18 protein-coding genes and 1 pseudogene are annotated in these 21,923 nt (G+C 69.3%); 10 read left to right on the forward strand and 9 right to left on the reverse strand.

The window, feature by feature from the left end; all coding sequences use genetic code 11:
• The first annotated feature begins 166 nt into the window (after positions 1–166).
• Positions 167–628 carry a hypothetical protein gene (locus tag BS83_RS01475; protein WP_157596719.1) on the forward strand — a complete coding sequence of 154 codons (462 nt, stop codon included), beginning with the start codon at positions 167–169 and terminating at the stop codon, positions 626–628.
• A 168-nt stretch (positions 629–796) separates the two neighbouring features.
• The gene (locus BS83_RS41190) at positions 797–1,681 is read left to right on the forward strand and encodes an ATP-binding protein (RefSeq protein ID WP_051942357.1); all 885 of its coding nucleotides are present in this window, start codon (positions 797–799) and stop codon (positions 1,679–1,681) included.
• Here BS83_RS41190 and BS83_RS44840 read toward each other — a convergent pair.
• A complete protein-coding gene (locus BS83_RS44840; protein WP_157596721.1) occupies positions 1,635–2,348 on the reverse strand; it encodes a thioredoxin family protein in 714 nt (237 codons plus the stop codon). The genes BS83_RS41190 and BS83_RS44840 overlap by 47 nt on opposite strands.
• A gap of 836 nt (positions 2,349–3,184) precedes the next feature.
• Here BS83_RS44840 and BS83_RS01495 point away from each other — a divergent pair.
• The 4 genes from BS83_RS01495 to BS83_RS44845 all read left to right on the forward strand — a co-directional run bounded on the left by BS83_RS01495 (position 3,185) and on the right by BS83_RS44845 (position 7,393).
• The gene (locus BS83_RS01495; RefSeq protein ID WP_037599837.1) at positions 3,185–3,907 is read left to right on the forward strand and encodes a response regulator transcription factor; all 723 of its coding nucleotides are present in this window, start codon (positions 3,185–3,187) and stop codon (positions 3,905–3,907) included.
• Positions 3,904–5,313, forward strand: a complete 1,410-nt coding sequence (locus tag BS83_RS01500; protein ID WP_037599839.1) for a sensor histidine kinase — start codon at positions 3,904–3,906, stop codon at positions 5,311–5,313. Before BS83_RS01495 ends, BS83_RS01500 begins: the two co-directional genes overlap by 4 nt.
• A gap of 252 nt (positions 5,314–5,565) precedes the next feature.
• Positions 5,566–5,811 (forward strand): hypothetical protein, encoded by a 246-nt coding sequence (locus BS83_RS01505; protein ID WP_037599841.1) that lies wholly within the window; start codon positions 5,566–5,568, stop codon positions 5,809–5,811.
• Positions 5,812–6,403: 592 nt separating this feature from the next.
• Complete coding sequence (locus tag BS83_RS44845) at positions 6,404–7,393, forward strand: hypothetical protein (RefSeq protein WP_157596724.1); 990 nt, start codon at positions 6,404–6,406, stop codon at positions 7,391–7,393.
• A 533-nt stretch (positions 7,394–7,926) separates the two neighbouring features.
• Here the strand turns inward: BS83_RS44845 and BS83_RS01510 are convergent.
• Positions 7,927–9,390: an IS110 family RNA-guided transposase gene (locus BS83_RS01510; RefSeq protein ID WP_198035089.1), complete on the reverse strand. Its 1,464-nt coding sequence runs from the start codon at positions 9,388–9,390 to the stop codon at positions 7,927–7,929.
• A 576-nt stretch (positions 9,391–9,966) separates the two neighbouring features.
• On the opposite strand from BS83_RS01510, the gene BS83_RS01515 reads away from it, so the two are divergent.
• On the forward strand, positions 9,967–11,820 hold the full coding sequence (locus tag BS83_RS01515) for a recombinase family protein (protein ID WP_051942363.1): 1,854 nt from the start codon (positions 9,967–9,969) through the stop codon (positions 11,818–11,820).
• Positions 11,821–11,849: 29 nt separating this feature from the next.
• Here the strand turns inward: BS83_RS01515 and BS83_RS01520 are convergent.
• The 5 genes and pseudogenes from BS83_RS01520 to BS83_RS01540 all read right to left on the reverse strand — a co-directional run.
• Positions 11,850–12,326, reverse strand: a pseudogene (locus BS83_RS01520) (transposase); the annotation flags it as partial.
• Positions 12,327–13,016: 690 nt separating this feature from the next.
• A complete protein-coding gene (locus BS83_RS01525; RefSeq protein ID WP_157596726.1) occupies positions 13,017–14,552 on the reverse strand; it encodes an Ig-like domain repeat protein in 1,536 nt (511 codons plus the stop codon).
• Between the two features lie 294 nt (positions 14,553–14,846).
• A complete protein-coding gene (locus tag BS83_RS01530; protein ID WP_037599842.1) occupies positions 14,847–16,268 on the reverse strand; it encodes a COG1470 family protein in 1,422 nt (473 codons plus the stop codon).
• A gap of 345 nt (positions 16,269–16,613) precedes the next feature.
• Positions 16,614–17,366: a cytochrome c biogenesis CcdA family protein gene (locus tag BS83_RS01535; protein ID WP_037599844.1), complete on the reverse strand. Its 753-nt coding sequence runs from the start codon at positions 17,364–17,366 to the stop codon at positions 16,614–16,616.
• A 98-nt stretch (positions 17,367–17,464) separates the two neighbouring features.
• Positions 17,465–17,935: a TlpA family protein disulfide reductase gene (locus BS83_RS01540; RefSeq protein ID WP_232247985.1), complete on the reverse strand. Its 471-nt coding sequence runs from the start codon at positions 17,933–17,935 to the stop codon at positions 17,465–17,467.
• Between the two features lie 240 nt (positions 17,936–18,175).
• Here BS83_RS01540 and BS83_RS01545 point away from each other — a divergent pair, with 240 nt between their 5' ends.
• Complete coding sequence (locus BS83_RS01545) at positions 18,176–18,628, forward strand: MarR family winged helix-turn-helix transcriptional regulator (protein ID WP_037599846.1); 453 nt, start codon at positions 18,176–18,178, stop codon at positions 18,626–18,628.
• A 281-nt stretch (positions 18,629–18,909) separates the two neighbouring features.
• Entirely contained in the window at positions 18,910–19,581 is a 672-nt protein-coding gene (locus tag BS83_RS01550) for an LOG family protein (protein WP_051942371.1), read from the forward strand.
• A gap of 192 nt (positions 19,582–19,773) precedes the next feature.
• Here the strand turns inward: BS83_RS01550 and BS83_RS44850 are convergent, their stop codons facing one another.
• Positions 19,774–19,914, reverse strand: coding sequence for a hypothetical protein (locus BS83_RS44850; RefSeq protein WP_157596728.1), 141 nt, complete (start codon positions 19,912–19,914; stop codon positions 19,774–19,776).
• A gap of 168 nt (positions 19,915–20,082) precedes the next feature.
• Here BS83_RS44850 and BS83_RS43210 point away from each other — a divergent pair, with 168 nt between their 5' ends.
• On the forward strand, positions 20,083–20,145 hold the full coding sequence (locus BS83_RS43210) for a hypothetical protein (protein ID WP_332262304.1): 63 nt from the start codon (positions 20,083–20,085) through the stop codon (positions 20,143–20,145).
• Positions 20,146–20,775: 630 nt separating this feature from the next.
• Here the strand turns inward: BS83_RS43210 and BS83_RS01555 are convergent.
• Positions 20,776–21,792: an IS110 family RNA-guided transposase gene (locus tag BS83_RS01555; RefSeq protein ID WP_051942372.1), complete on the reverse strand. Its 1,017-nt coding sequence runs from the start codon at positions 21,790–21,792 to the stop codon at positions 20,776–20,778.
• Positions 21,793–21,923 lie beyond the last annotated feature (131 nt).

A 21,923-nucleotide genomic window follows, 5' to 3' on the forward strand; every position in this document is an offset into this window, starting at 1 on the left:
TATCCAGGGCCCACCAATAATTGTCAAGGCAAGAGTTGATGTGACCATGGTTACGGGGTGCTGGGCGTGGAGTTGATCTTTATTGCCCTTTTGGCCCCGCCCCGCTGCCTGCCTGTGCGGCCAGAGGTGAGAGCGTCGGGGGGTGATGCTCCCCGACCATCGGCGCATGAGCGTGAACGTCACAGCATTGAAGGACGACAGCAGCTACGCGGGAATCTCGGGTTGGGAGATCGTCCCTCTCAACGCCAATGACTTGAGCGGAACCATCCCCTATCCACTCGTCGACGGCGACGGGGAGTACGTGCCCGAGGCCATCACCTTCCACTTCCACCCCGGGGTTCTCCGGAACGAAGCCGTGTGCTGCATCCAGCTGTGGGCAAATGGCCAGCCTGTCTTTGTCTCTTCTGAAGTAGGCGGCAACCTCCAGGCCAGCCGCCGCGACGACCCGCCCGGGCAACCCGCTGCTGTCGCGATCCGCATCAAAGAGAACGACGACGCCCTCACCTGGGTGACCTTCCGCGTGCCGTACCCCGTGAGCGTGACCTACCGGATCTGGCTCGAGCGTGCCCCGGATGAGAAAGATTGGGAGCTTCTGCCCACGATGCCGTTCCGGATAACAGCAAGTTGAACCCGAACGCCCGCGATGCCTGGAACGGCGGGCCCCACAGGAACCCTGGGGTCGGCTCCTCCCCAGTACTGGGGACACGCCTAGGGCCTCTCCCCGATCCGGAGCCCACCCCCTATGACGTCAACTGGGAACAAGAGCAGATCCCCGAAGCACCCGACAAGGATCCCCATGACCAGTGAGTACGCGACCGGCGCACCGCGCTCAGCACAGGAGTTGCTGTGGCCGCTGCCACCGATGTGCGGAGTGCTGGGCGTGGCGCTCACCTGGTACCTGCCCGATCCGGACGCAGGGCGCGACGCGGCCCGGGACACGATCGGGCGGCAGCTGGTGATCTGGGGTCTGGGCGCGGACGCACTCGTGCACACCGTCGGCCTCGTCCTGGACGAGCTGATCGCCAGCGCGGTGCGTCACGGCGCGGGCCCGCTCTTTCTGGAGATCAACGGCACCGGCGACGGCGTTGCCGTCGCGGTTCGCGCGGCCGGCACCGCCGAGTGGGCCGACCCTGCCGGCGCCGGCGCGCGTGGCCTGGAAGCCGCGCAGGCGCTCGCCGACGAACTGGACCTGTGGCCGTTGCCCGACGGCAGCGGCCATGCCTACGTCGCCGTCTTCGAGGTCGTCGCCCCGGCGCGTGGTCGCTCCGACGATGCCACGCAGTCGTCCACCGCGGGTCTCGCCCCAGCCGCGTCCCGCGGCGCCGGCACGGGATACGAGGCGGGAACGGCGACGCGACGCCGCCCCACATGCGCGGGGAGCGACGTCACGCCGACCGGGCTGTGCCTCTCCCTAGGCAGCAGCGCCGGCCCGGCTTCGGTGGCCGCCCGCCTGCACAGGCGCCGCCGGCGCACTCAGGTGCTGACGCGCACCGACGGCTGGCCCTGCCAGGGCGGCGGGCTCAACGCGACACTCGGCGGCCCGAGGGGACCGACCCGGAGCCGCGCAGGCCCGAACCGGCGCCACGGCGATCCAAGTACCGTCCAAAGGAAGAAAGTTGACCGTCGGTCGGCTGTCAGTCGGCCCACTGCTGGAGCCAGCTTAGGAAACCGCTCTCGCTGAGCTTCGGAAGGCTGGACTTGTTGGTGTTGACCCGGACGGTGCCCTGGGGGGTGACCACGAGCATGACCGGCAGTCCGTAGCTGCCGCTGTTGTCGTACTTCTGCAGCAACGACATGTTGGCGTTGATGTCCATCACCACGAGGTGGTAGTGCCCGCTGATCTCCGACTTGATCGAGGATTTCTTGTACAGGGCGTCGATCGTGCGGCAGTTGAAGCAGCTGGCGGTGCCGAAGTCCAGCAGCACGCTCTTCCCGTCGGCCTTCGCCTGACGGAAGGCGTCCTGGACCGCCTGGGAGGCGCTGCCCGACGGCACGTTCACCTGGGAACCGGAACCGCCTGAGCCGGAGCCGCCACCCGTGCTGGAGCCGCCCGAGCCGCCCGAGCCGGAACCTCCGCCGCTGCCCGTGTGCGAACCCCCGCTGGGCTTCTTCGGCTTCGAGGAGGGAGCGGCGGGCTTGGCGGACGCCGGCGCGGAGGCCTGCGAGGTGTTGGTCGCCGTCGAAAGGTCGCCCGTCGTGGGGGAGGCGACGTTGCCGGCGGGGACGGCGGGAACGGTCGGCTGACCGGCCGCCTTCGTGCCCGTGGGGCCGCAAGCTGCCAGGCTCGCCGCCGTCACGGCGGCGAACGCCGCGAGCGCCAGACGGCGGGCCGGCGTGGAAGTGCGCATGCTCATGTCACCTCGATGAATCGTTCGGTAGGGCGCGCTGCCCAAGATGCGTCCCCCGGGCGCTCGAACGGCGACGAGCGCAGCGACTTGGCTGGTCAGCCAGGCGCGGACCGGGCGGGCAGCAGCGAGCATAGGCGAGCCAGCGCCTCAGAAAACGCCTGCTGACGCGTCTTTAGACATGCCTAAGAGAGCACTCAGCCGCGCCACGGGTTCCCTTGCGGCGCAGCCCAGATGACATCAGCACAGGGACGCAGCAGTGTTACTCCACGTAGTCTCCCGCGTCATGGACCCCGGATCCGGAGACAGATGGGCCGTGATCTGAGAGCGATGGCCACTCCCGCAGAACGTGATCACCAAGGTTCCCGGGTCGGACTGCTGGGTCCGCGCGGTGAAACCCGGCGCCGGCACCGCGGAGATCAGGCACACGGCGCTGGTTCCAAAGCGCACCGATGCCTGCCCGCCCTGCGAGTTGATGGTGTGCGCACCAACGCCGCCCTGGCACCCGGACCCGCCCGACCGGGGTGCCTGCGGCATCTGCGCCGCGCCTGACGTGGTCGCATGACCGTGACCCGACCCCGCGAGCGAGGCAGAGGAACGGGCGGTCCTGGCGGCCGTGGGGGAGGCCGAAGCACTGGCCGGGGGCGGCGCGGAGGCAGAAGCGGCGACCGCATCCCCCGCCTGGGCGGTGGGAGGCACATGCGTGGTGCTCTGCACGACGAAACCGACGGCCATGAAACCGACCGTCACGGCGAGAGCGGTACACACCAGCCAAAGCAGGCTGTAGCGAAGAAGACGAGGCACCGGGGCATCATCCCCCATCCGTTACGGTGTTCCCCATGGCAAGCGTCCTCGTCGTCGAAGACGACCCCGCGATACGCGCCTCCCTGATCGACGTGCTCACCGAGCATGGCCACGCCGTACGCAGCGTCGGCGAGGGGTTCGGGGCCCTGCGCGAGATCACCCAGCACACCATCGACGCCGTCGTGCTCGATCTCGGGCTGCCCGACCTCGACGGCAGCGACGCGCTGCGAATGATCCGCGGAATCTCCCGGGTGCCCGTCATCGTCGCCACCGCGCGCGACGACGACGGTGAGATCATCCGGCTCCTCGACGCGGGCGCGGACGACTACCTGGTCAAGCCCTTCTCCGGCGGGCAACTCGCCGCCCGCCTCAACGCGGTCCTGCGGCGTTTCGGGGGCGCACTCGCAGCCGAGCCGCAAGCCTCTGGCCTGCACGAGGCGCCCCTCGCCCGCTCCGAACCCCTCGTCATCGCGGGCCTTCGCATCGACCCCCAGGCACGCAGCGTCCACCTCGACGGCGCGGAAATAAGACTGACACGCCGCGAGTTCGACCTCCTCGCGTTCCTGGCGCAGCACACCAACCAGGTCGTGTCCAAGCGCCGGATCCTCGCCGAGGTCTGGCGCGACTCCTACGTGGACGACCAGACCATCGACGTCCACCTGTCCGCGCTGCGCCGCAAACTGGGGGAGCAGGGTGCCCGGCCACGCTACCTGCAGACCGTGCGCGGCGTCGGCATCAAGATGGTGGCGCCGCATTGAGACTCACCCTCGCCTGGGTCGCCCTCGCCGTCACCTTGATGATCACCCTCTCCTTCCTGCTGCCGCTCGGCGTGCTGATCGACACCCAGGCACGTAGCCAGCGCATCACCGCGGCGGAACAACGGGCAGCGGCCCTGGCACCCGTACTCGCCCTGACCACCGACAGCGGCCAGCTGACCACCGCCATGGACGGACTCGACTCCGACGGCACCCTCGGCGTCCGTCTCCCCGACGGCAGGCAACTCGGGCCCAGCCACGCCCCCGACACGCTCCTGACCCGCGCAGCACAGGAGCGCGAGTCCATCACCCAGAACATCCCCGGCGGATGGGTCTACCTCCAGCCCGTCGTGCTGCCCCAGGACCGCGTCGCCGTCATCGAGGAGTACATCTCCTCGGCACAGCTGAGCAGCGGAGTCACCGAATCCTGGGGCATCATGGCGCTCCTCGCCCTCGGCCTCATCGCCGGCTCGATGCTCGTCGCCGACCGCCTCGGCGCCCAGGTCGTCCGCTCCACCCGCCGCCTCTCCACCGCTGCCGACCACCTGGGCACCGGCGACCTGGCCACCCGCGTCGAACCCATCGGACCCCCCGAACTCAGGCGCGCCGCACTCGCGTTCAACGCCATGGCGGACCGCATCGTCGAACTGCTCGCGATCGAGCGCGAACTGGTCGCGGACCTCTCCCACCGACTGCGCACACCCATGACCGCGCTGCACCTGACGGCCGAACGCATGGGCTCCAGCACCGACGCCCAGCGGGTCACCACCGCCGTCCGCCAGCTCGAGACCGAACTCAACGCGATCATCGCCGCAGCCCGCACCCCCCTGGCCACCAGCGCCATGGGACGCGCCTTCCAGGACGTCAGGAACGCGCCCGTCGCTGCCGCAGCGACGACCCCGCAAGCCCCGGTCAGTCAGGCCGCCGAGGTCATCCGGCACCGGGCCGGCTTCTGGTCGACCCTCGCCGGCCACCAGGACCGGCCCTGCCAGGTCCTCATCACCTGCGAACCCACCCCCGTGGCTCTCCCCGAGGACGACCTCGCCGCCGTGGTCGACGCGATGATCGGCAATGTCTTCCGGCATACGCCCCACGGAACCGCGTTCCTGATCGAGGTCGCCCGCACCGCGCACACCGTGCTGCTGACCGTCGACGACGCCGGCCCGGGCATCGCCGACGCGGAGGCCGCGCTCGCCCGCGGGACCAGCCGGGGATCCACCGGACTCGGCCTGGACATCGCACTGCGAGCCGCGGCCGCCACCGGCGGCGACCTGCACATCACCCGGAGCGAACTGGGCGGCGCCAGGATCGCCCTCTCCCTGGGCCTGGCCACACCCGCCCCGGGCCGACGCCGCGCACGCGCCGCCGCCGGGGCCCGGCGCCTGCGCCGCGGCCGCTCCGAGCGGTAGCGGGACAGCGGCACCCGTTGCACCGCGGCGTCGCCCGGCCCTTGGTACCTGCCCGACTCGCTTCCCCATAGGGCAGCCGTCCCCCCGCACGCCGGCGTGACCCTCGTCGCAGGGCCGCGGCCCCGCAGCCCGGCCCTCCGCCGCCGGACGTACCGGTCGGCGTCACCCCAGCACCCGGGAGCGCCCATGCTCGAGCACCCTGTCGCCACGGCTGCTGAAGTCCGACGGCCACGGATCCTCTCCGGGCTTGGCATGGTTGCCCGCCTGTCCCGCGGACGCTCCGGCCGCAACGCCGCGGCGCGCGTGCGTGCCACGCGCGAGCAGGCCCTCGCCAACGCCGTGGACTGGGCCACCGCCTACTCCCGCCACCTCTACGGCCCCGGCCACACCCTCACCCCGGAGGACGTCCAACTGCGCGCCTGGGCCGACTTCAACCTCGACATCGGCCTGGAGGAAGCGGACGGGGCGATCAGGGAGCATGCCGCGAAGACCGCGTAAGCCCGTGACGTGACCACCCCGCCGCCAAGAGCTCGCCCCCGAGTCCTGCGGCCGGGCGGGACGGACGGGTCACACCCCGGCGCGCGGCTGCTCTGCTTCCGCGCTCATCCACAGACCGGCACGCCCTGTGCCGGTCTCTCATCCGGGCAGGGGTCACGTGCCCAGCGCCTCCAACACCTTCTCCGCCGAAGTGGCCGAGCAGGCTCTTGCGCAGGGGCAGCTCAGGGAAGGGGAACGGGGTTCTGCCGCCGTCTGGCGCCACGGGCTACTGCGCGGGCGGTCACGGCGCCGCATGCAGCGCGCCCGGGCGACAGGCCTTCGAACACTCACGAGATGGTCACAAATAGCGCGTCGATCCTGACAGGCTGCCCGCAGCCCTATGTCCCAACATTGACTATGAATCAGCCCTGCATCCGGACGAGACAAATGTCAGGCGTCACATGTCCTTGCGCACTAAAACCATTGCCCTGAAGACTTCCCTGAGCATGTCATGCAAATGCATTTCAGGTGCTAGAGTTCGAAATGGGTTTTAAGAAAACTGGGCGACGCAAATATTCATGTCTCCTTATTTTATTCAGCTAAGGCGAGAGAAATGGTCTATTATTTCGCAGCACATAGCTCGGCATACCCGGTTGATGGTGAAAAAACATTCGTTCCGGCTGGCCTCTCTATTACCTGCTTCACCGACTTTGGTATGAAAGTGGACCAGACGGCAGCCATGATGTCGCTGACCAGGCTCACGCTCAAAGGGCAGTTGGCGGAATGTCAGCGGGAGACGATACCTTCCGGTGGGGAGATTGAGAACCGCACCCTGAAGCCCTTGAGTGAACCAGAGTTCAGGCGTCTTGCGGGATCTGCCGGATCTGGCACGGAAATTCAGACCATGGGCGGTGACTGGGTTCCGCTTGGCGGAGCTGCAGGGGTGAGGCTCTGTCTAAACCCTGGCCCGGACGGATGCAAGGCGCCGTGGCACAGCTGCGGCGGAGTGTTTCACTATCTGCAGAATAAACCGGGTGAATTGCGGTTGATCTGCTGCAGGGGAACCAGTGGGGACTCTCCTCTCGATCAGCGTATAGTCACGGATGACCCGAATAAAATAACGAACGTGGAGCTGAGTGAGGTGACAGTCCAATACCTCGATCAGATGGTGGAGTATGTGAGGGGTACGCCCTCGAAAGTTGATTTCTTTAATGGGCAATTCTGGGAAATGCCAGAGAAGACACGGCTTCTTCTTCAATCGTACAAGGAGTTCCAAGTGTCCCAGCGGCTCTATGAGGCCGAAGCACTATATGAAGATAGCAATAAAGATGAGATGCGTTTCTTTGAGTTTTGCACTGACAATGAAGGTGTTGGAAAGGCGATAGAGTGGGAACTGGATAATCAGCCCCAGAGCCGCCAATCCGTAACAACCGAGTTCTATGTGCGGGGCACGGGCGGGATGCAATGTGAACCAAGTGTCCGACAGCGGGCCATGGATAAACATCCCCGGTTGGTGAGCTTGTGGAATAGCATATGGTATCCGGAGGACACCGACAGCGAGGACAGCTCCATTCCCCAGGGGGACGATTCGGATTGCGACTGATGCCCCGTTTGGCCTCGATCTTTCGTGACGGTCCGTCGGTTCGTTCGGCGGGCCGTTTCGGTTGTTCAAGCCAGCGGTGGGCGTGGTCGCGGCCCGGCTGTCGCGTCGGGTGGGCGCCCGGGTTCCACGGGTCCGGGTGTGGATGGCTCGTCGGGGTGGTGTGTCATTGCTGGTCAGCCGGGGTTCGGCAGGGTCTGAAGGCGTTCGAATGCGGTGGTGATGTGACCGGGGTCTGCCGGGTTCGTTTCCCGGTCTTGAGGTCGGCGCGGTGGCGGGTGATCTTCGCGGTCTGGGCGGCGTGGGGAGGTCCGGGCCGAGGTCGGTGACGGTGAGTATGCGGGTCACCCAGGTCGCGCGGCGATCGTGCCCGGTGCCGCGCGGGTGGTGCCGGGCGGTGACCTCTCTCCAGGGTGGTTGCCGCAGCGTGCGGTGCACAGCGGGCTGGTTGGCCTTGGCCACGGGCACGTGATGGGCCTTTTTCTCCTCGACCAGGAACCGGGTGTGCGCGCGCTGGGTGTGCAGCGTATCCGCGGTCACGACGGCCCCCTTCCAGGTCGAACGGCGCGAGGAGAGTCGCGAAGCGGGTGATCTAACCCGAAAGTAGGGCCATGCCATCGCGCGGCGGCCCTGCTGGCTTCGCCGGGGCCCCGTGTGGCAGTGGGTCTCAGTCGGCCGCCGTGCGCGGACTGATGGTGACGTCGTGCCCGAGGGCTTCCAACTGGCGGATGAGCCCGCGGGTGCGGGTGGCCTTGTCCGTCAGGCGCTGGTGGTAGTCGGCCCCGAGGTCGTGGAAGCGGGCTTGGGGATCGCCCGAGGAGGTGCCAGACGATGACGAGCATGGATCGTGCCACCGCAACCAGGGCCTTGCCGTGCCCTCGGCGTCTGACGGGTCGTTTGTAGCGGGCCCCGAGGAAGGTGTCGGTGCGTGCGGCTGCCATTGCCGCTTCACCGAGAACGGCCTTGAGCCAGGGGTTGCCCTGACCGGTGCCGCCCGGGAAGGTCTTTCCTGCCGACTGGATGGTGCGCGGTGAGAGCTTCGCCCACGAGACCAGGTGGCCCGGAGTGGGGAAGACGCTCATGTCGAGTCCGATCTCCGCGAGGATGATCTGCGCGGTGATCGCGCCGATGCCCGGGATCTCGTCCAGCCGCTCCGCCGGAGTGAGAGCGCCACCGACCGAAGCTGGCCTCTTGGCGTCGAGGTCCGCCTGTGGCCCTGACAGCTGTGTTAGAGACGTCTCGATGTGCCGTGTCAGGTCGTCGATCTGGCTCTGCACGTGGTCGATCGCCCCAAGCAGGGTGCCCAATACATAGGCGTGGTGTTCGTCGAACCGGCCGTTGAACGCTGCGACCAGCGCAGCGTGCTTGGCTTTGAGCTTGCCCTGGGCCAGGTCGGCCAGGCGCTCAGGGGACCGCTCGCCGGCGACCATGGCGTCCAGCATGTTCCGTGCCGAGAGTCCGAACAGGTTGGTGGCGACCGAGGAGAGCTTGATGTGCGCGTCCTCGAGCAGCTTCTCCACCCGGTGCTTGTGTCGGGTGCGTTCCTGGGAGAGTGCGGCACGCAGCCGGGTGAGGTCCCGCAGTCGGCGGATGGGTCGCTCGGGGACGAAGGATGCACGGAGCATGCCCCACTCGGCGAGCTTCGCCAGCCAGATCGCGTCGAGCTTGTCCGTCTTCGGGCGTCCCGGGACGTTCTTCACGTCGCGGGCGTTGACAAGCCGGCACTCCAGCCCGCAGGACTCCAGGAGGAAGAAGAACGGCCGCCAATACACGCCGGTCGCCTCCATGACGACCCGGGTGACGCCCAGCGCGACAAGTGCCTGGCCCAGCTCCATGATCGCCTCGGTCGTCGAGGCGACGTTCCAGGCCTCCTGCACCCGGCGCTCAGGACGCGTCGCGTGGGGCACCCGCGTGCAGACCATGCCGCTCGCCTTGGCTATGTCGATTGCCGCGACCCGTTCCACCAGCTCGGATTCGAGCTCCAACTCCTCTGCAGCCATCACCTGTTCCCCTCATCGCCGCTGACGCGGTGATGACCGCCCGGGGAGCCATGGAGGGAAGACGAGAATCTAACCCGCGTGCTCGAAGCACCAGTGCCCAGCCCCTCGGAAGCGACTCCCGGCACCAGACTCATTACGGGCCACCAGCCCAAAGATCAGCAGCGTCGGGCAAGCGGCCACCCCACTCCATTTTCACGGCGACGCCAACGTCCGGAAGCCGGATGCAAGGACTCATTCGTCTTGTCCGGCACCCGTAACCGCGTCACGGTTCGCCCGGCGCCGGTCATCGCGGCGAGCAGGTGGGCGGCGGGCGGATCACCGTGCCGCGAGCCGCGGCTGCTGTTGCCGTCGACCGCGAGGGTGTCCGCCGCGAGCGGGTCGCCGCCGGGTGAGGTCTGCCGGGCCACCTGGGCAGACGGTGCCGATGACCCGGCGGATCGTCGAGGTACTGGACGCGAGGCACACGCCGAGAACGCCGACGGCCCGCGCCGAGCCGGGACAGGGCGTGCTGCGGGGCTGCGGCGGCCCACTGCCCGACCGCCCGGAAGGAACGCGCCACCAACGCTCGTTTGGCTGATGGCCCACGCGAATGCCCAGCCGAGCAACTTCTACCAACTGCTGGAGCTGTGTGCGCTCTCGGGTGCCCTGCTGGCGGACACCGACGGCGTCTACGACCCCGGCGACGTCAACGACCGGATGCTGCTGGGACTCAAGGGCACGATGAGCGAGGCCGAACTCCACCTGATCAAGCAGCGCATGCAGGCCGGGAAGGTCAGCAAGGCCCGCCGCGGCGAGATCGGCTTCGCGCTACCCATGGGACACGTCCGGCGCCCCTCCGGCGAGCCGGCGCTGGACCCCGACGAGCAGATCCGCTCCACCGTGCGGCTGATCTTCGACACCTTCGCCGAGCTGGGCACCCTCAACGGCGTCCTGCGCTACCTCGTGGCGGGCGGAATCGACCTGCCGATGCGGTCCCGGTCCGGTCCGGACAGGGGCGAAGTGGTCCACTGGCGCCCCAACCGGACCACCTTGCAGTGGATGCTCCACAGCCCGATCTACGCGGGGATCTACGCCTACGGACGACGCCGGGTCGACCCGCGCCGCAAAGTCCCGGGCCACCCGGGCACCGGCAAAGTCGTCGTGGACCCCGACCAGTGGATCGTCATGATCCCCGGCGCACTCCCCGCCTACATCAGCGAGCAGACCTGGCGGGACAACCTGGCACGCCTGGCCGCCAACGCGAGCAGGGCCAACACCACCGGCACCGCCCGCCAAGGCACCGCACTGCTGTCCGGGCTGGTCTACTGCGGCCGCTGCAGCAGACGCATGAACGTGCGCTACCACGTCCGCGAAGGACAGCGTCAAGCCGACTACGCCTGCGCCCGCGAACTGACCGACTACGGCGGACGACTGTGCCAGGCCATGGCCGGCACCGGCATCGACGCCCACGTCACCGAACAGGTCCTGGCCGCGCTCGAGCCCACCGCCACCGAGGTCTCCCTGCACGCCGCCGAGCAGATCGAAGCCGACCGCGACCGCGTGGACCGCATCTGGCGCCAGCGCCTGGAGCGGGCAGACATCGACGTCGACCGCGCCGCCCGCCGCTACCGCCTGGCCGAACCCGAGAACCGCCTGGTCGTGCGCCAACTCGAACACGACTGGGAGCAAGCCCTCGCCGCCCAGCAGCAGCTGAGCGAGGACTACGCCCGCTTCACCGCCACCCGGCCGCCCACGCTCACCCCCGCCGAGCGCGCGCAGATCACCGCCCGCGCCGCCGACCTCCCGGCACTGTGGCACGGCGACACCACCACCATCGCCGACCGCAAGGAGATCATCCGCGCCGTCGTGGAGAAGGTCCACCTCGCCATCATCGGCGACAGCGAGCAGGTGACCTGCACCATCACCTGGGCCGGAGGACAGACCACCACCGGCACCGCCACCCGTGCGGTCGCCCGCCTGGAACAGCTCAGCTACTACCCTCAACTCCTGCACCGCACCCGGGAGCTGGCCCAGCAGGGACACCGCGCCGGAGCCATCACCAAGCGCCTGGCCTCCGAGGGCTTCCGCGCCGCCAAGGGACACGACAAGATCAGCACTCGTGCCGTCGACCGGCTCCTGGACCAGCTCGGCTTCCCAGCCAAGCGGCGCCGCCGCCCCGTCTCCCCGCCCGGGGAAGCCCCGGGGCAGGACGAGTGGTGGCTGGACGACCTCGCCGCCGAGCTCGACATGCCCGCGATCACCTTGCGAAGCTGGGCCGCCAGAGGCTGGGTCCGCGGTCGCCGCGAGTCCAGGCCGCCCCGCCGATGGATCCTCCACGCCGGCCCCGGCGAACTGGCCGCACTGCGCGAACGCCGGGCCAGGCCGCCCGGCTGGCACACCCGCCGTTACTCGCAGAACCCACCGGCCGACGACACGCCGACCACTGACTGACGCTCATGTGTGCATTGAGGTTGACTCACCTCGATAGCCCACCGGCGTCCGGCTACCTGGACGAGCTTGGCGACGGTGGAGCCGGTGGGCGCGTAGGCCAGGTCGTAGGCGATCTCCTCCGGCCGTGACAGGCTTCGCCGGGCCAGCGCCCAGCGCGGGTGGGTGGGTTGCTCTCCGTCGAAGTCCGGGATGGCCGCGAGTTGGAGGGCTGCCCAGTCGTACTCGCGCGGTCCCTTCGCTCCGCCACCGCACGAGAACGTCTCCCAGGCCTGGTCAGGTGCCTGAGTGAAGAGGTAGTCGATGCGTCCGGCCAGGTGGACGTGCTGGGACTTGGGCACCGCCAGGACGTAGCCGCGCCCGGTCTCCTCCAGGAAGCGCCGGAACCGCCACTCCTGCCCGTAGGCGCTGTCCGCGGTCACCCAGGCGACGGGCAGCTGGGAGGCCACAGCTCGCAGGATCATCGGTCGGGCCAGCTCGCTCTTGGTGGCGAAGACGCGTTCTTCGGGGGCAGCACCGACACATCAACCATCGCTCGGGCAGCCTGCCCACGACCGCCACGGTGCACGAGGCAAACCGCTCGTTTGGCTGGTGGCCCACGCGAATGCCCAGCCGAGCAACCACCAGCCCACTAGACTCACCAACAGCCGCCTGACCAGCGAAGATAGCGAACCGCCACTGGAGTAATCGCCGCCGCCGGTGGAGAGGGCGCACGAGTCTCCCTCTGCGAGGTGGACGGCGGGCGCTGGATGACACTGGAGGGCGTAGCGACTCTGCGCTGTGACACGGAGTCGATCACCGACGCCGAAGCACGTTACGTCCTGCGGTATCGCACCCCACGCCCCAATCCGGACCGGGTCGTCATCGAGATCACAATGACGCGCACCCTCGGCAGCGTCCTTCGGGCCGGACCCCCGCGAACCCCGGCGCCGGAGCGATGAGCGCGATGCGGTTCGACGTCGCGACCGGTGTCAGCGGCGCCGTCTGGCTCTTCTGACCGGTCGGCCCGTCTCCGGCTGGGCGCACGACGTCGTCGGCACCCTGTTCGCTCTGTTCTGCGCCGGCCCGCGTGCCGAGCAGGCCCCATGGCCTGGTCCGGCTGGCCGAAGTGCCCAAAGAGGAAGAGCCGGGGCGACGTGGGCCCCGGCCCTCGGCAGCTTACTCCGGTGGCGCAGGGGACGGGCCGGTCCGGCTCCGGTCTACGGGGTGCTGGGTGCGGTGCTTGGCGTGGTGGTCGCCGTCGTGGCGGACGGAGCTGTGCCGGTGCCGCTGCCGGCTGGGCTGGCGGACGGGTCGGCGGTGATGGTGAGGGGTACCGGCGCGGAGAGGGAGGCCGTGTAGGCGGTGGTGCCGGTCGGCGTGAAGGAGGCCGTCAGGCTGTGGGCGCCCTGGGCCAGGGTGGTGACGGTGAGTGAGGCGGCGCCGCTCGTTACGGTCGCGGTCCCGAGGGTGGTGCCGGTCGTGGTGTCGGTGAAGGTGACGGACCCGCCAGCCGCTGGGGTGACGTTCGCGGTGAGCGTGACCGGTGCGCCGGCGGTGGCGGAGCCGGTGGGGGAGACAGTGAGGGTGACGGTCGTGCTCGCGGGGCTCGGTGACGCGGGCGTCGATGAGGCGGGCGCGGTGGTGACCGGGGCGGTCGTCGTCGACGGCGGCGGCGTGGTGGTGCTTCCGGCCGTCGTACTCGGCGGAGCCGGGGGCGTCGACTTCGGGGCCGACGCCGGGGTGGATGCCGGGGTGGATCCGCTGGGGGACGGCGCGTGCGAGGTCGGTGGGGGGTTCTTCGGCTGCGGCGTGCTGTTCGGGCTGCCCGGACTTGTGGCTGCGGGTGCGCTGGCCGTGGGTGCGACGGGCTGCTGCCCCGCTGAGGGGGCGGAAGCCACGGGGGCAGGCGAGTTGGACGAGGAGGGGGCGGATCCCGCGGAGCCGTAGCTGGTAATCCAAGCCTCGACCGCCGAGACGTAGGCGCTGGAGTGGTTGTAGCTCATGATGGCTGCGTCCAGGCCCTGTTGCGTGCCCAGATCGCCGCCTGAGGAGCAGAGGTAGTGGCCGGACGCCAGCGAGGCGTCGAAGACGTTCTCCGGGTCCGGTGCGGTGACTCCTGGCCGGTCGGTGGCTGCCCAGGTGACCCAGGTGGAGGGGATGAACTGCATGGGACCCACGGCGCGGTCCCATGTGGTGTCGCCGTCCCAGCGGCCCTGGTCGGTGTCGGGGATCGCCGCGTTGCCGTTGGAGCCGTCCAAGACCGGGCCGAGGATCGGCGGGCTGGCGGTGCCGTCAGCGGTCACCTGTCCGTTGCCGGCGTGGTCGGACTCGATCTTGCCGATACCCGCCAGATCCTGCCAGGTCAGGTGGCAGGCCGGATCGGCGCCCGCGATCGTGGTCGCGGCGCGCTCGTAGGCCTGCAGCACGATCGAGGGGATACCGACGACGCCCGTTGGCTGGGGAGAGCCTGACGCTGACGCGGATGCCGACGTGGATGACGGGGTCGAGACGCCCGGTATGCCGGCCGTGCCGAGCGCGCCGGTGGGAAAGGACGGCCCGGAGACGCCGATGAAGGGATAGGCGGTCGAGGACCCGTTCGGCTGGACCGCCGACGACTGCGGGGTGCTTCCGGGAGGAAGCGGCAGATAGGAGGGGACCGTGCCTCCGTCAGCGCCCAATGCCGTCGGCTTGGGGGGTTCTGCTGCGGAGGACAGCGAGAGCAGTGGCCACATGATCACGCCGGTGACACCCATGGCCAGAGTAATGGCGCTGGCCTTGCGCCAGGAGGACTTGGATGTGCGCCCTCGCCGGACCCCGCTCCTGTGCTTGGCGCGGGGGGGCGGGGATTGGCGTTGGAGCGGCTGCTGGTTGAAGCGCATCGGTCGGGTCCTCCAAGAGTGGAGCGCTAGGTTCCGCATCTGGCAGGGGAGTCGCTCCGAGTCTGGTGGATGCCGCCCCCGGATCGGTGCCGCTTCAGGCAGTCCTGGGTGCAAGCGGGACGTGTCGCCCGGGGAAGCCGAGCGGGAACCCTCCCCGCGCGGCTGCGGCTATTGCACGCCGGTGGAGAGGTAGGCCAGAGGCCGGCAGGACTTCGCGGTGTTGGTGCAGTCGACGCCGAAGCTGACGGTGTCGCCGGGGTGGACGGCGATCGGCTGCACGAAGTGCTCGTCCTGAGTGACGAAATCGGCGAGATTGAGGGTCAGGACCGGGGTGAAATTGGTGACCTGGCCTCCGTGGTTGATCTGCAACTGCACGAAGCCCTGGTCCCCGGCGGCGTTGCTGATCAGCACGTCGCTGATCACCCAGGGGGCGCTCTGGGGGTCCGTCGTGAAGTACGTGTACTGCCCGGAGGAGTTCGGGGGCGCGTCACCCTGGAGCGCGACGCTGGCCTGGTTCGTTGCCGGCGAGGGGTTGGACGTTGGGCCGCCCCCCGGAGCCGGTGTTGGCCCCGTTTGCGGATTCGTGCTCGGCTGCGGATTCGCGCCCGGCTGTGGACCCGTTCCCGCGTTCGTGGGCGTCGGGGTGGGGACGGAGCCGGAGGTCGGCTTGGGGGCTCCGGGAGGGGGAGTGATGAGGCCCTTGGCCTCCAGCTGCTTGTTGGTGTCGTTCACGCTGGTGTTGGCCTTGGCCGCCTGTGAGTTGGCGGCCGCGGCCTGGCTCTGGGCGGCGCTGACACCGGCGGTGAGATTGCTGGTTTGCTGCTGGGCCGCGTTCTGTGCCTCCGTCTTCAGGACGGGCTTCAGCACCGTCACCCACAGGATGCCCAAGGTGACCGCAAGGGCGAACAGGGCTGCGAGTGTCTTGGGCAGCCACTTGGGAAGGATCTGCTCCTGGACCATCGCGGCGTCCGCCGTGACGGGCTCGAAGCCTTCTCCGGTGACCAGGGCCTGGAAGGGCAGGGTCTTCTGAGTGCCACGCAGGAAGCGCTTCTTGGGGATCGCCTTTAGCGGGAAGAGCGTTGCCGTGCCGGGCACCAGCACCTGGGAGGCGGGGCGGATCTTGAGATCCAGCTCGTTCTTGGCATCCAGCAGCCGGACATCGACAGGGACGGGGATGTTGCTCCGGTTGTCGACAGCGAGCTTGTGGCGTCCCCGGAAGGCGCCGCGCGAGCCGTGCGGAACGATCTCGGCGGTGATCTCCGTGAACGGCTGGACCGTCACGGTTCCTTCCTCGACGACTGATCCCTCCGGATCCTCGCGGGACAGGGCCCGCACCGCGAAAGGGACCTCGCCCGCGAGCACGTCGGAACTCTTCGGCGGCTTGAACACGAGCTGCGCCGTGCTCTCGCTGTCCGGGAAGAGGTTCACGATCTTGGGCGTGATCTCGGCCCATTCGGTGGCGTCGCCGACCAGTTCGAGCGTGAACTGGTCGACCACGGCCCCGGTGTTGCGCAACTGCAGCTCGAGCGTCACCTCACCGCCGGGGTCGGCGGTGAGCTCGACTTCATTCAGAACCAGAAGAACACCCATGCGCCGAATGCTGGCCCTCCCGCCCCCGTGCCGGACGAGGGCGAGAGGAACCTCTGAGGGCAGCGATGCCTGCCCCAACGTTCCAACGGCGGCGGTGAGGAACTCGGCACGCAAGGGGGTGTCGCAGCCCCTGCCGGTCCGCAGCCCCGCACCAGGTTTGGTGGCCTTGGAGGTGGCGGGCCTGCGGCTACGACGGGCCGGCTGTCGCATACGGCTTCCGCCACGATGGCGCCGACCCCTCCCATTGCTGGCGCACACCGACGGGCATGCCAGGGCAGGGCAGCCGCTTCGACGCGACGGCCCCGCCCTGCGCGGGGTGGCTCTTCGGGAGTGGTCCCGGCGCGGTCACACGCCCGTGGAGAAGCCGGACGTCCACACCTGCAGCTGGTAGACCAGGTGCGTCCAGACGCCGGTGAGCAGCAGGATGCCGACGGCGACCAGCATGCCCCCGCCCAGGCGCATGACCAGCTGGTAGTGGCGCTTGACCCAGCCGAACGCACCGAGCACCTTCCGGAAGGCCAGCGCGGCGGCGATGAAGGGCAACCCGAGCCCGACGCAGTAGAAAACGGTGAGCAGGGCGCCGCGTCCCGCGCTCGCCTGCTGGCTGGCGAGGAAGTTGACGGCCGCCAAAGTGGGGCCGATGCAGGGGGTCCAGCCGACCCCGAAGACCACCCCCAGGACCGGGGCGCCGAGCAGGCCGACAACCGGCTTGCGGTGGCTGCGCACCTCGCGCTGGGTGAAGCCGGGCAGTATGCCCATGAACGCCAGGCCGAGCAGCACGGTCAGCCCGCCGGTCACCTGGTTGATCACCTGCTGGTGGGAGAGCAGCTGCGCCCCGAAGTAGCCGAACAGGGCGCCCTCGGAGACGAAGACCGCGGTGAACCCGGTGACGAACAACGCCGACCCGGCGAGGATCCGGCCGCGTCGGCGGCCTTCGGCCTCGGCCAGGTCCACGGCCGAGAATCCGGTCACATAGGAGAGGTAGCCGGGCACCAGGGGCAGGACGCAGGGGGAGAAGAAGGAGACCAGGCCGCCGAACAGGGCCACCGGGATGGCCAGGATCAGGGCGCCGCTGAGCACGGTGGTGTTGCCGTTCATAGGTGCGCGGCCTCGGCCGCCGGCGCGGGGGCGGCGGGAGATGCCGCCCTCCTTTCAGTCGCAGGAGATCGGGCGGTGGTGCGGGGTCCGGCCGCGGGTCAGGACGCTTCCTGGAGAACAGGGCCGAGCAGTGACTCGAGCTGCGCCCGGGTCACGGGCTGCAGGGCGCGGACCGCGATCCGGCCCTGCCGGTCCAGGATCAGCGTGGACGGGATGGCCTGGGGGTTGATGCTGCCGGCGGGGAAGCGTAGGAGCAGCGACCCCTGGGGGTCGTAGAGGTTGGGGTAGCTCAGCGAAGCGGACCGGACGAAGGCCTTGGCCGCGGAGACATCCAGGTCACGGGTGTTGATGCCGACGAACTGCACGCCCTTGGCCCGCTCTGCCGTGAAGACCGCTTCCAGGTCACCTGCCTCGGCCCGGCACGGGCCGCACCAGGAACCCCAGACATTCAGGACGACGACCTTCCCGCGGAACCCCGCGAGGTCCAGGTGCGCGCCGTCGAGGTCCCGGCCGGACAGTGCCAGCGGGGCACCCCGGTCCTTGGGCGCGACCGTGCTGGTGGCGGACATACCGGCTACGGAACTGCTGTCACCAGTGTGTGCGGTGGCGGCACCGGCGCAACCGGAGAGGGAGGCAGCCAGCAGCAGTGCCAGTGCGGGGAGGAGGGGGCCTTTCATGCGCCGAGTCTGGCATGTTGATCATGAGTGGATCCTGTGGCCGACTTTAAGATCGTCGGTACCTCCCGAGATGCTAGGCGAACCTCAATAGTCCTCCTTGACATTAATTGTCTATTCACAGATCGTGGTCCGGTGCCACACAGACCAACGTCCCCCGGAGCCTGGCTCAGCCTCCTCACCGAGGAGCTGCGCTCCTACTTCAACCAGGAGCTCGCCCGCCACGGCCTCGCCCTCGGCGAATGGGGCGTGCTGCTCGCGATCCACTACGCGGACAGGCCCACCGTCGGCGAACTCGCCGAACGCCTGAGCGCCGACCCCGAGCGGGTCCGGATGCGCATCGAGCAGCTGACCGCCCGCGGGCTGCTGGATGGCGCGCCCGCCGACCCCGCGCAGGAACCGGCGGGCGTGGTCCTCAGCCACGAGGGGCGCGAACTGGTACCCGCCCTGATCGAGATCGCGAGCGGCGCCGACTCCATGATCTTCAAAGGGCTCACGCCCGGCCAGCGGGACGAACTCGAGGGCTGCCTGCGTCAGCTGCTGACCGTCGCGGAACTGCCCGCCGGGGACGAGCCGCCCGGAGCCTGAGCCCCGCCGCCGAGCCCCACCGGCACTCGAAGCGACCGTCGTGCGAATCGTGCTGACAAGCCGCCCGCCGGGGCGGGCGCGTGACCCGTTGATCCGCTTCCGTCACCGGCGCCTCGCGTGCGTCTGGCGCGGGCCAGCATCCCGGAACCGACCGGACCGCTGCCCCAACGTCCGCCCTTAGAGCTCTGCGTGACCGCAGCCGTGCGGCGTGACCATGGAACGTCCACCACACGTCGGAGGGGGCGGCCGGCGGGAACGCACCCCGGGAGAGCAGGACGCGCATGACCACCACCACGACACGGCCCGACGGCGCCGCACCACGAGCGCTGAACATCTGCGTCTTCTGCGGAGCCAGGCCCGGCGCCGCCCCGGAAGCCGCCGAGCTCGCCCGCCAGGTCGGCTCGCTCATCGGACAACGCGGCCACGCCCTGGTCTACGGGGCAGGCGGCTCCGGCCTGATGGGCGAGGTGGCCTGGGCAGCCTCCCGCAACGGGGCAGCCCTCGCCGGTTACACCCCTCGCTTCCTGTACGAGCGTGAGCTGGCCATCGCGGCACCGGACCAGGTCCTGCACCTCACTGACGACATGTTTGAACGCAAGCGCCGCATGGTCGCCCACGCCGACGCCTTCCTGGCGCTGCCCGGCGGCTACGGCACCCTCGACGAGGTCTTCGAGGTGCTGACCCTCAACTGCCTCGATGTCACTCCGAAGCCGCTCATCCTCGTCGACGAGGAGTTCTGGGCCCCCGTGGTCGCCGTGATCGACTCGCTCCAGCGCTCCGGCTTCGCCGGCCAGGGCAAGGGAGCACTGTTCGAGACAGCCCCCAACGCCATCGAGGCAGTCATGCTGGCCGAACTGCTGCTGGCCGACGACGCCGACGCCACCGGCCCAGCAGTGCCCGCCCAAGGCGGGGAGAACCTCCGTCCCACAAAATCGGCCTCGTCGCGTTACTGAGGTTCGAGGCGTGATGTCGATGAGCATGGTTATGAGCCGCTGCCTCGCCCGCCGACGCCGTTGAATACCCCTGGTCTCTCCTCCGCCAACCAGCCTTATGCGGCCAGGCGCTGGGCCTTCGGCCGCACGGCCTCGACCTTCACGGGTGCCGGCTCCAGGCCGAGCGCCGAGGCGAGCTGCTGGCAGTCCACCCTAGCGCTGATCCACGACGATCTCCATGATCCGCTGGTAGTCCGTCGCGAGGATGGCGGTGTCGAGCCCGGCCCGCCACACCGAGCGAGGTCCCGCGCCCGCCGTTGGCACCACCCGCTCCGCCTCCGTCCAGTCTGGCATGCCAGCATGTGTCGAGTCCGGTCGAAGTGTCTTTGCGGCTGAGCATCTTGGAGAGTTGACCCAGCTTGTCCTGCCGGATCTGGTCGACGAGGTGCTGCAGGCGACGGGGCGGGTCGAGAAGCGGTCCGCAAGCTGCCGTCACGGGTGGTGGTGTACTTCGTCCTGGCGATGGCGCTTTTCCCCCGCGAGGGGTATCGAGGGGTGTGGTCTTCCCTGGTCGCCGGTTTGTAGGCGGTCGGCGGCGATCCGTCGGCTGCCGCGTTGCGGCAGGCCCGCCGCCGGATTGGTCCCCGAGCCGCTAAAGGGCAAGGCCATGAAGTTAGCCTGCGCGTTTCATCTGGGGTCGCGTCCGGATCATGATCGGAAAAGCGAAAGTGCCTTCTGACGCGTAAATAAGCCCACCCATGAAGGCCGAGCCTGTCAAGCACGCGTTGGGGTGTGACCTCGGGTTTTTCGGTGGCCGGTGTCGAGGTCGCGTGGTGGATACCGCTCCCCTCTTGGTCGCGGCATGAGCGATGACGCGTGGGAGGGGGTCCAGTTGGAGCGCCCGGAGCCCTGTGAGGAACGAGCGGGCGAGGACGAACGAGCTGGAGCCCGACGAGCGGCGTCGCAGACTTGCCGACTGAGGGAGCGTGAAGTTGTGTTCGGGCGGTGGTGGTCGTTCGCGTAGTGGTTCCCGTGTATGCGGTCGGCGTGAGGGTTCACATCCACCCATTCGGCGTCTGGCCGGCGTGGGCCGGCGCCATGACCGTGGTGCGGGGGTCGGGGCTGCTCAGTCAGGTCATCGAGCGCGGCAGGGCCGTCTCATGGGGTAGATGCGAGCGCGCCCCGGGGCTTGCGGGCGACCAGTGCGGGAAAGTGTCATCGCGTGGCTCGCTTCCGGCCGCGCGGGTGGTCGTGCTCGGCGGCCTGGAGCAGGTGGTAGGCGCGGGTGAGGAGCTTGCGGGCGATGGCGGTGGTGGCGATCTTCTTGCCGCGGCGGGCCGCGATGGCCTGGTAGGTGTCGGCGAAGTCGGGGTGCCGCTTCGCGGTCTGGGCGGCCTCGCACATGATCCAGCGCAGCCAGGTGTCGCCCTGCTTGGAGATGTGCCCGTGGTGGACGGTGAGATCCGAGGCGCGGACGGTCGGGGTGAGTCCGGTCCACGAGGCGAGCTTGCGCGCCGAGGGGAACCGGGTGACGTCGCCGACCTCGGCGATGATGACCAGCGCGGTGAGGGTGCCGACCCCGGGCAGTGCGGTGAGGGTCTTGACTCGGGGGTCGCCGCGGGCGTGCGCGGCCAGTTGCGCGTCCAGGGCGTCGATGGGGACCTGAATGGCGTCGATCAGCATGAGGAGGTCGTCCACCACCCGGCGGGAGGCGTCCGGCAGGTCGAGCGCGGCGAGCCAGGCCCGCCCCGGCGCGGTGGCGAACCCGCCGGCCCGGTCATGGCCCCCGTCCGCGAGCACCGCGTGGATGCGGTTGCGCAGCAGCGTCCGCAGCCGCACCAGCTGGAAGCGGTGCCGCAGCAGGGCCCGCTGCTGCCGCACGTCCAGTGGCGCGATCCAGGCCTCCGGCAGCAGGTCCGCGCGCAGCAGCCGGCCCAGCGTCGCGGCATCGACCTTGTCGTTCTTCAGCCTCGCGGAGGCGATCGCCTTGCACCGCAGTGGGTGGACCAGGTGCGGCTGGTAGCCGTAGTCCTCCAGCATCTCGACCAGCCAGCCCCAGCCGTAGGCGGCCTCGAAGGCGACCGGGGTGCCGATCGGCAGGTCCCCGATCACCCCGAGCACCGTCCCCACCCCGTTGGACACGTTCCGGTTGATCCGGACCGCGCCCTCCTCGTCCAGCACCGCGATCTGCGACCGCTTGCGGTGCACGTCGATCCCGACGTAGACAGACATTGTCGGGCCTCCTTCCCGATCTCGTGTGTACCCGGACGATAAGCACCGCCGGGCTGAGCACGGAAGGGGGCCCGGCCCTCATAGGGTCAGGTCAGGTGGGTGTGGGCATGGTTGCGGTCCCGGCGGCGCGT

Origin of the sequence: Streptacidiphilus rugosus AM-16, from assembly GCF_000744655.1 — a bacterium.
GTDB classification, from domain to species: Bacteria; Actinomycetota; Actinomycetes; order Streptomycetales; family Streptomycetaceae; genus Streptacidiphilus; species Streptacidiphilus rugosus.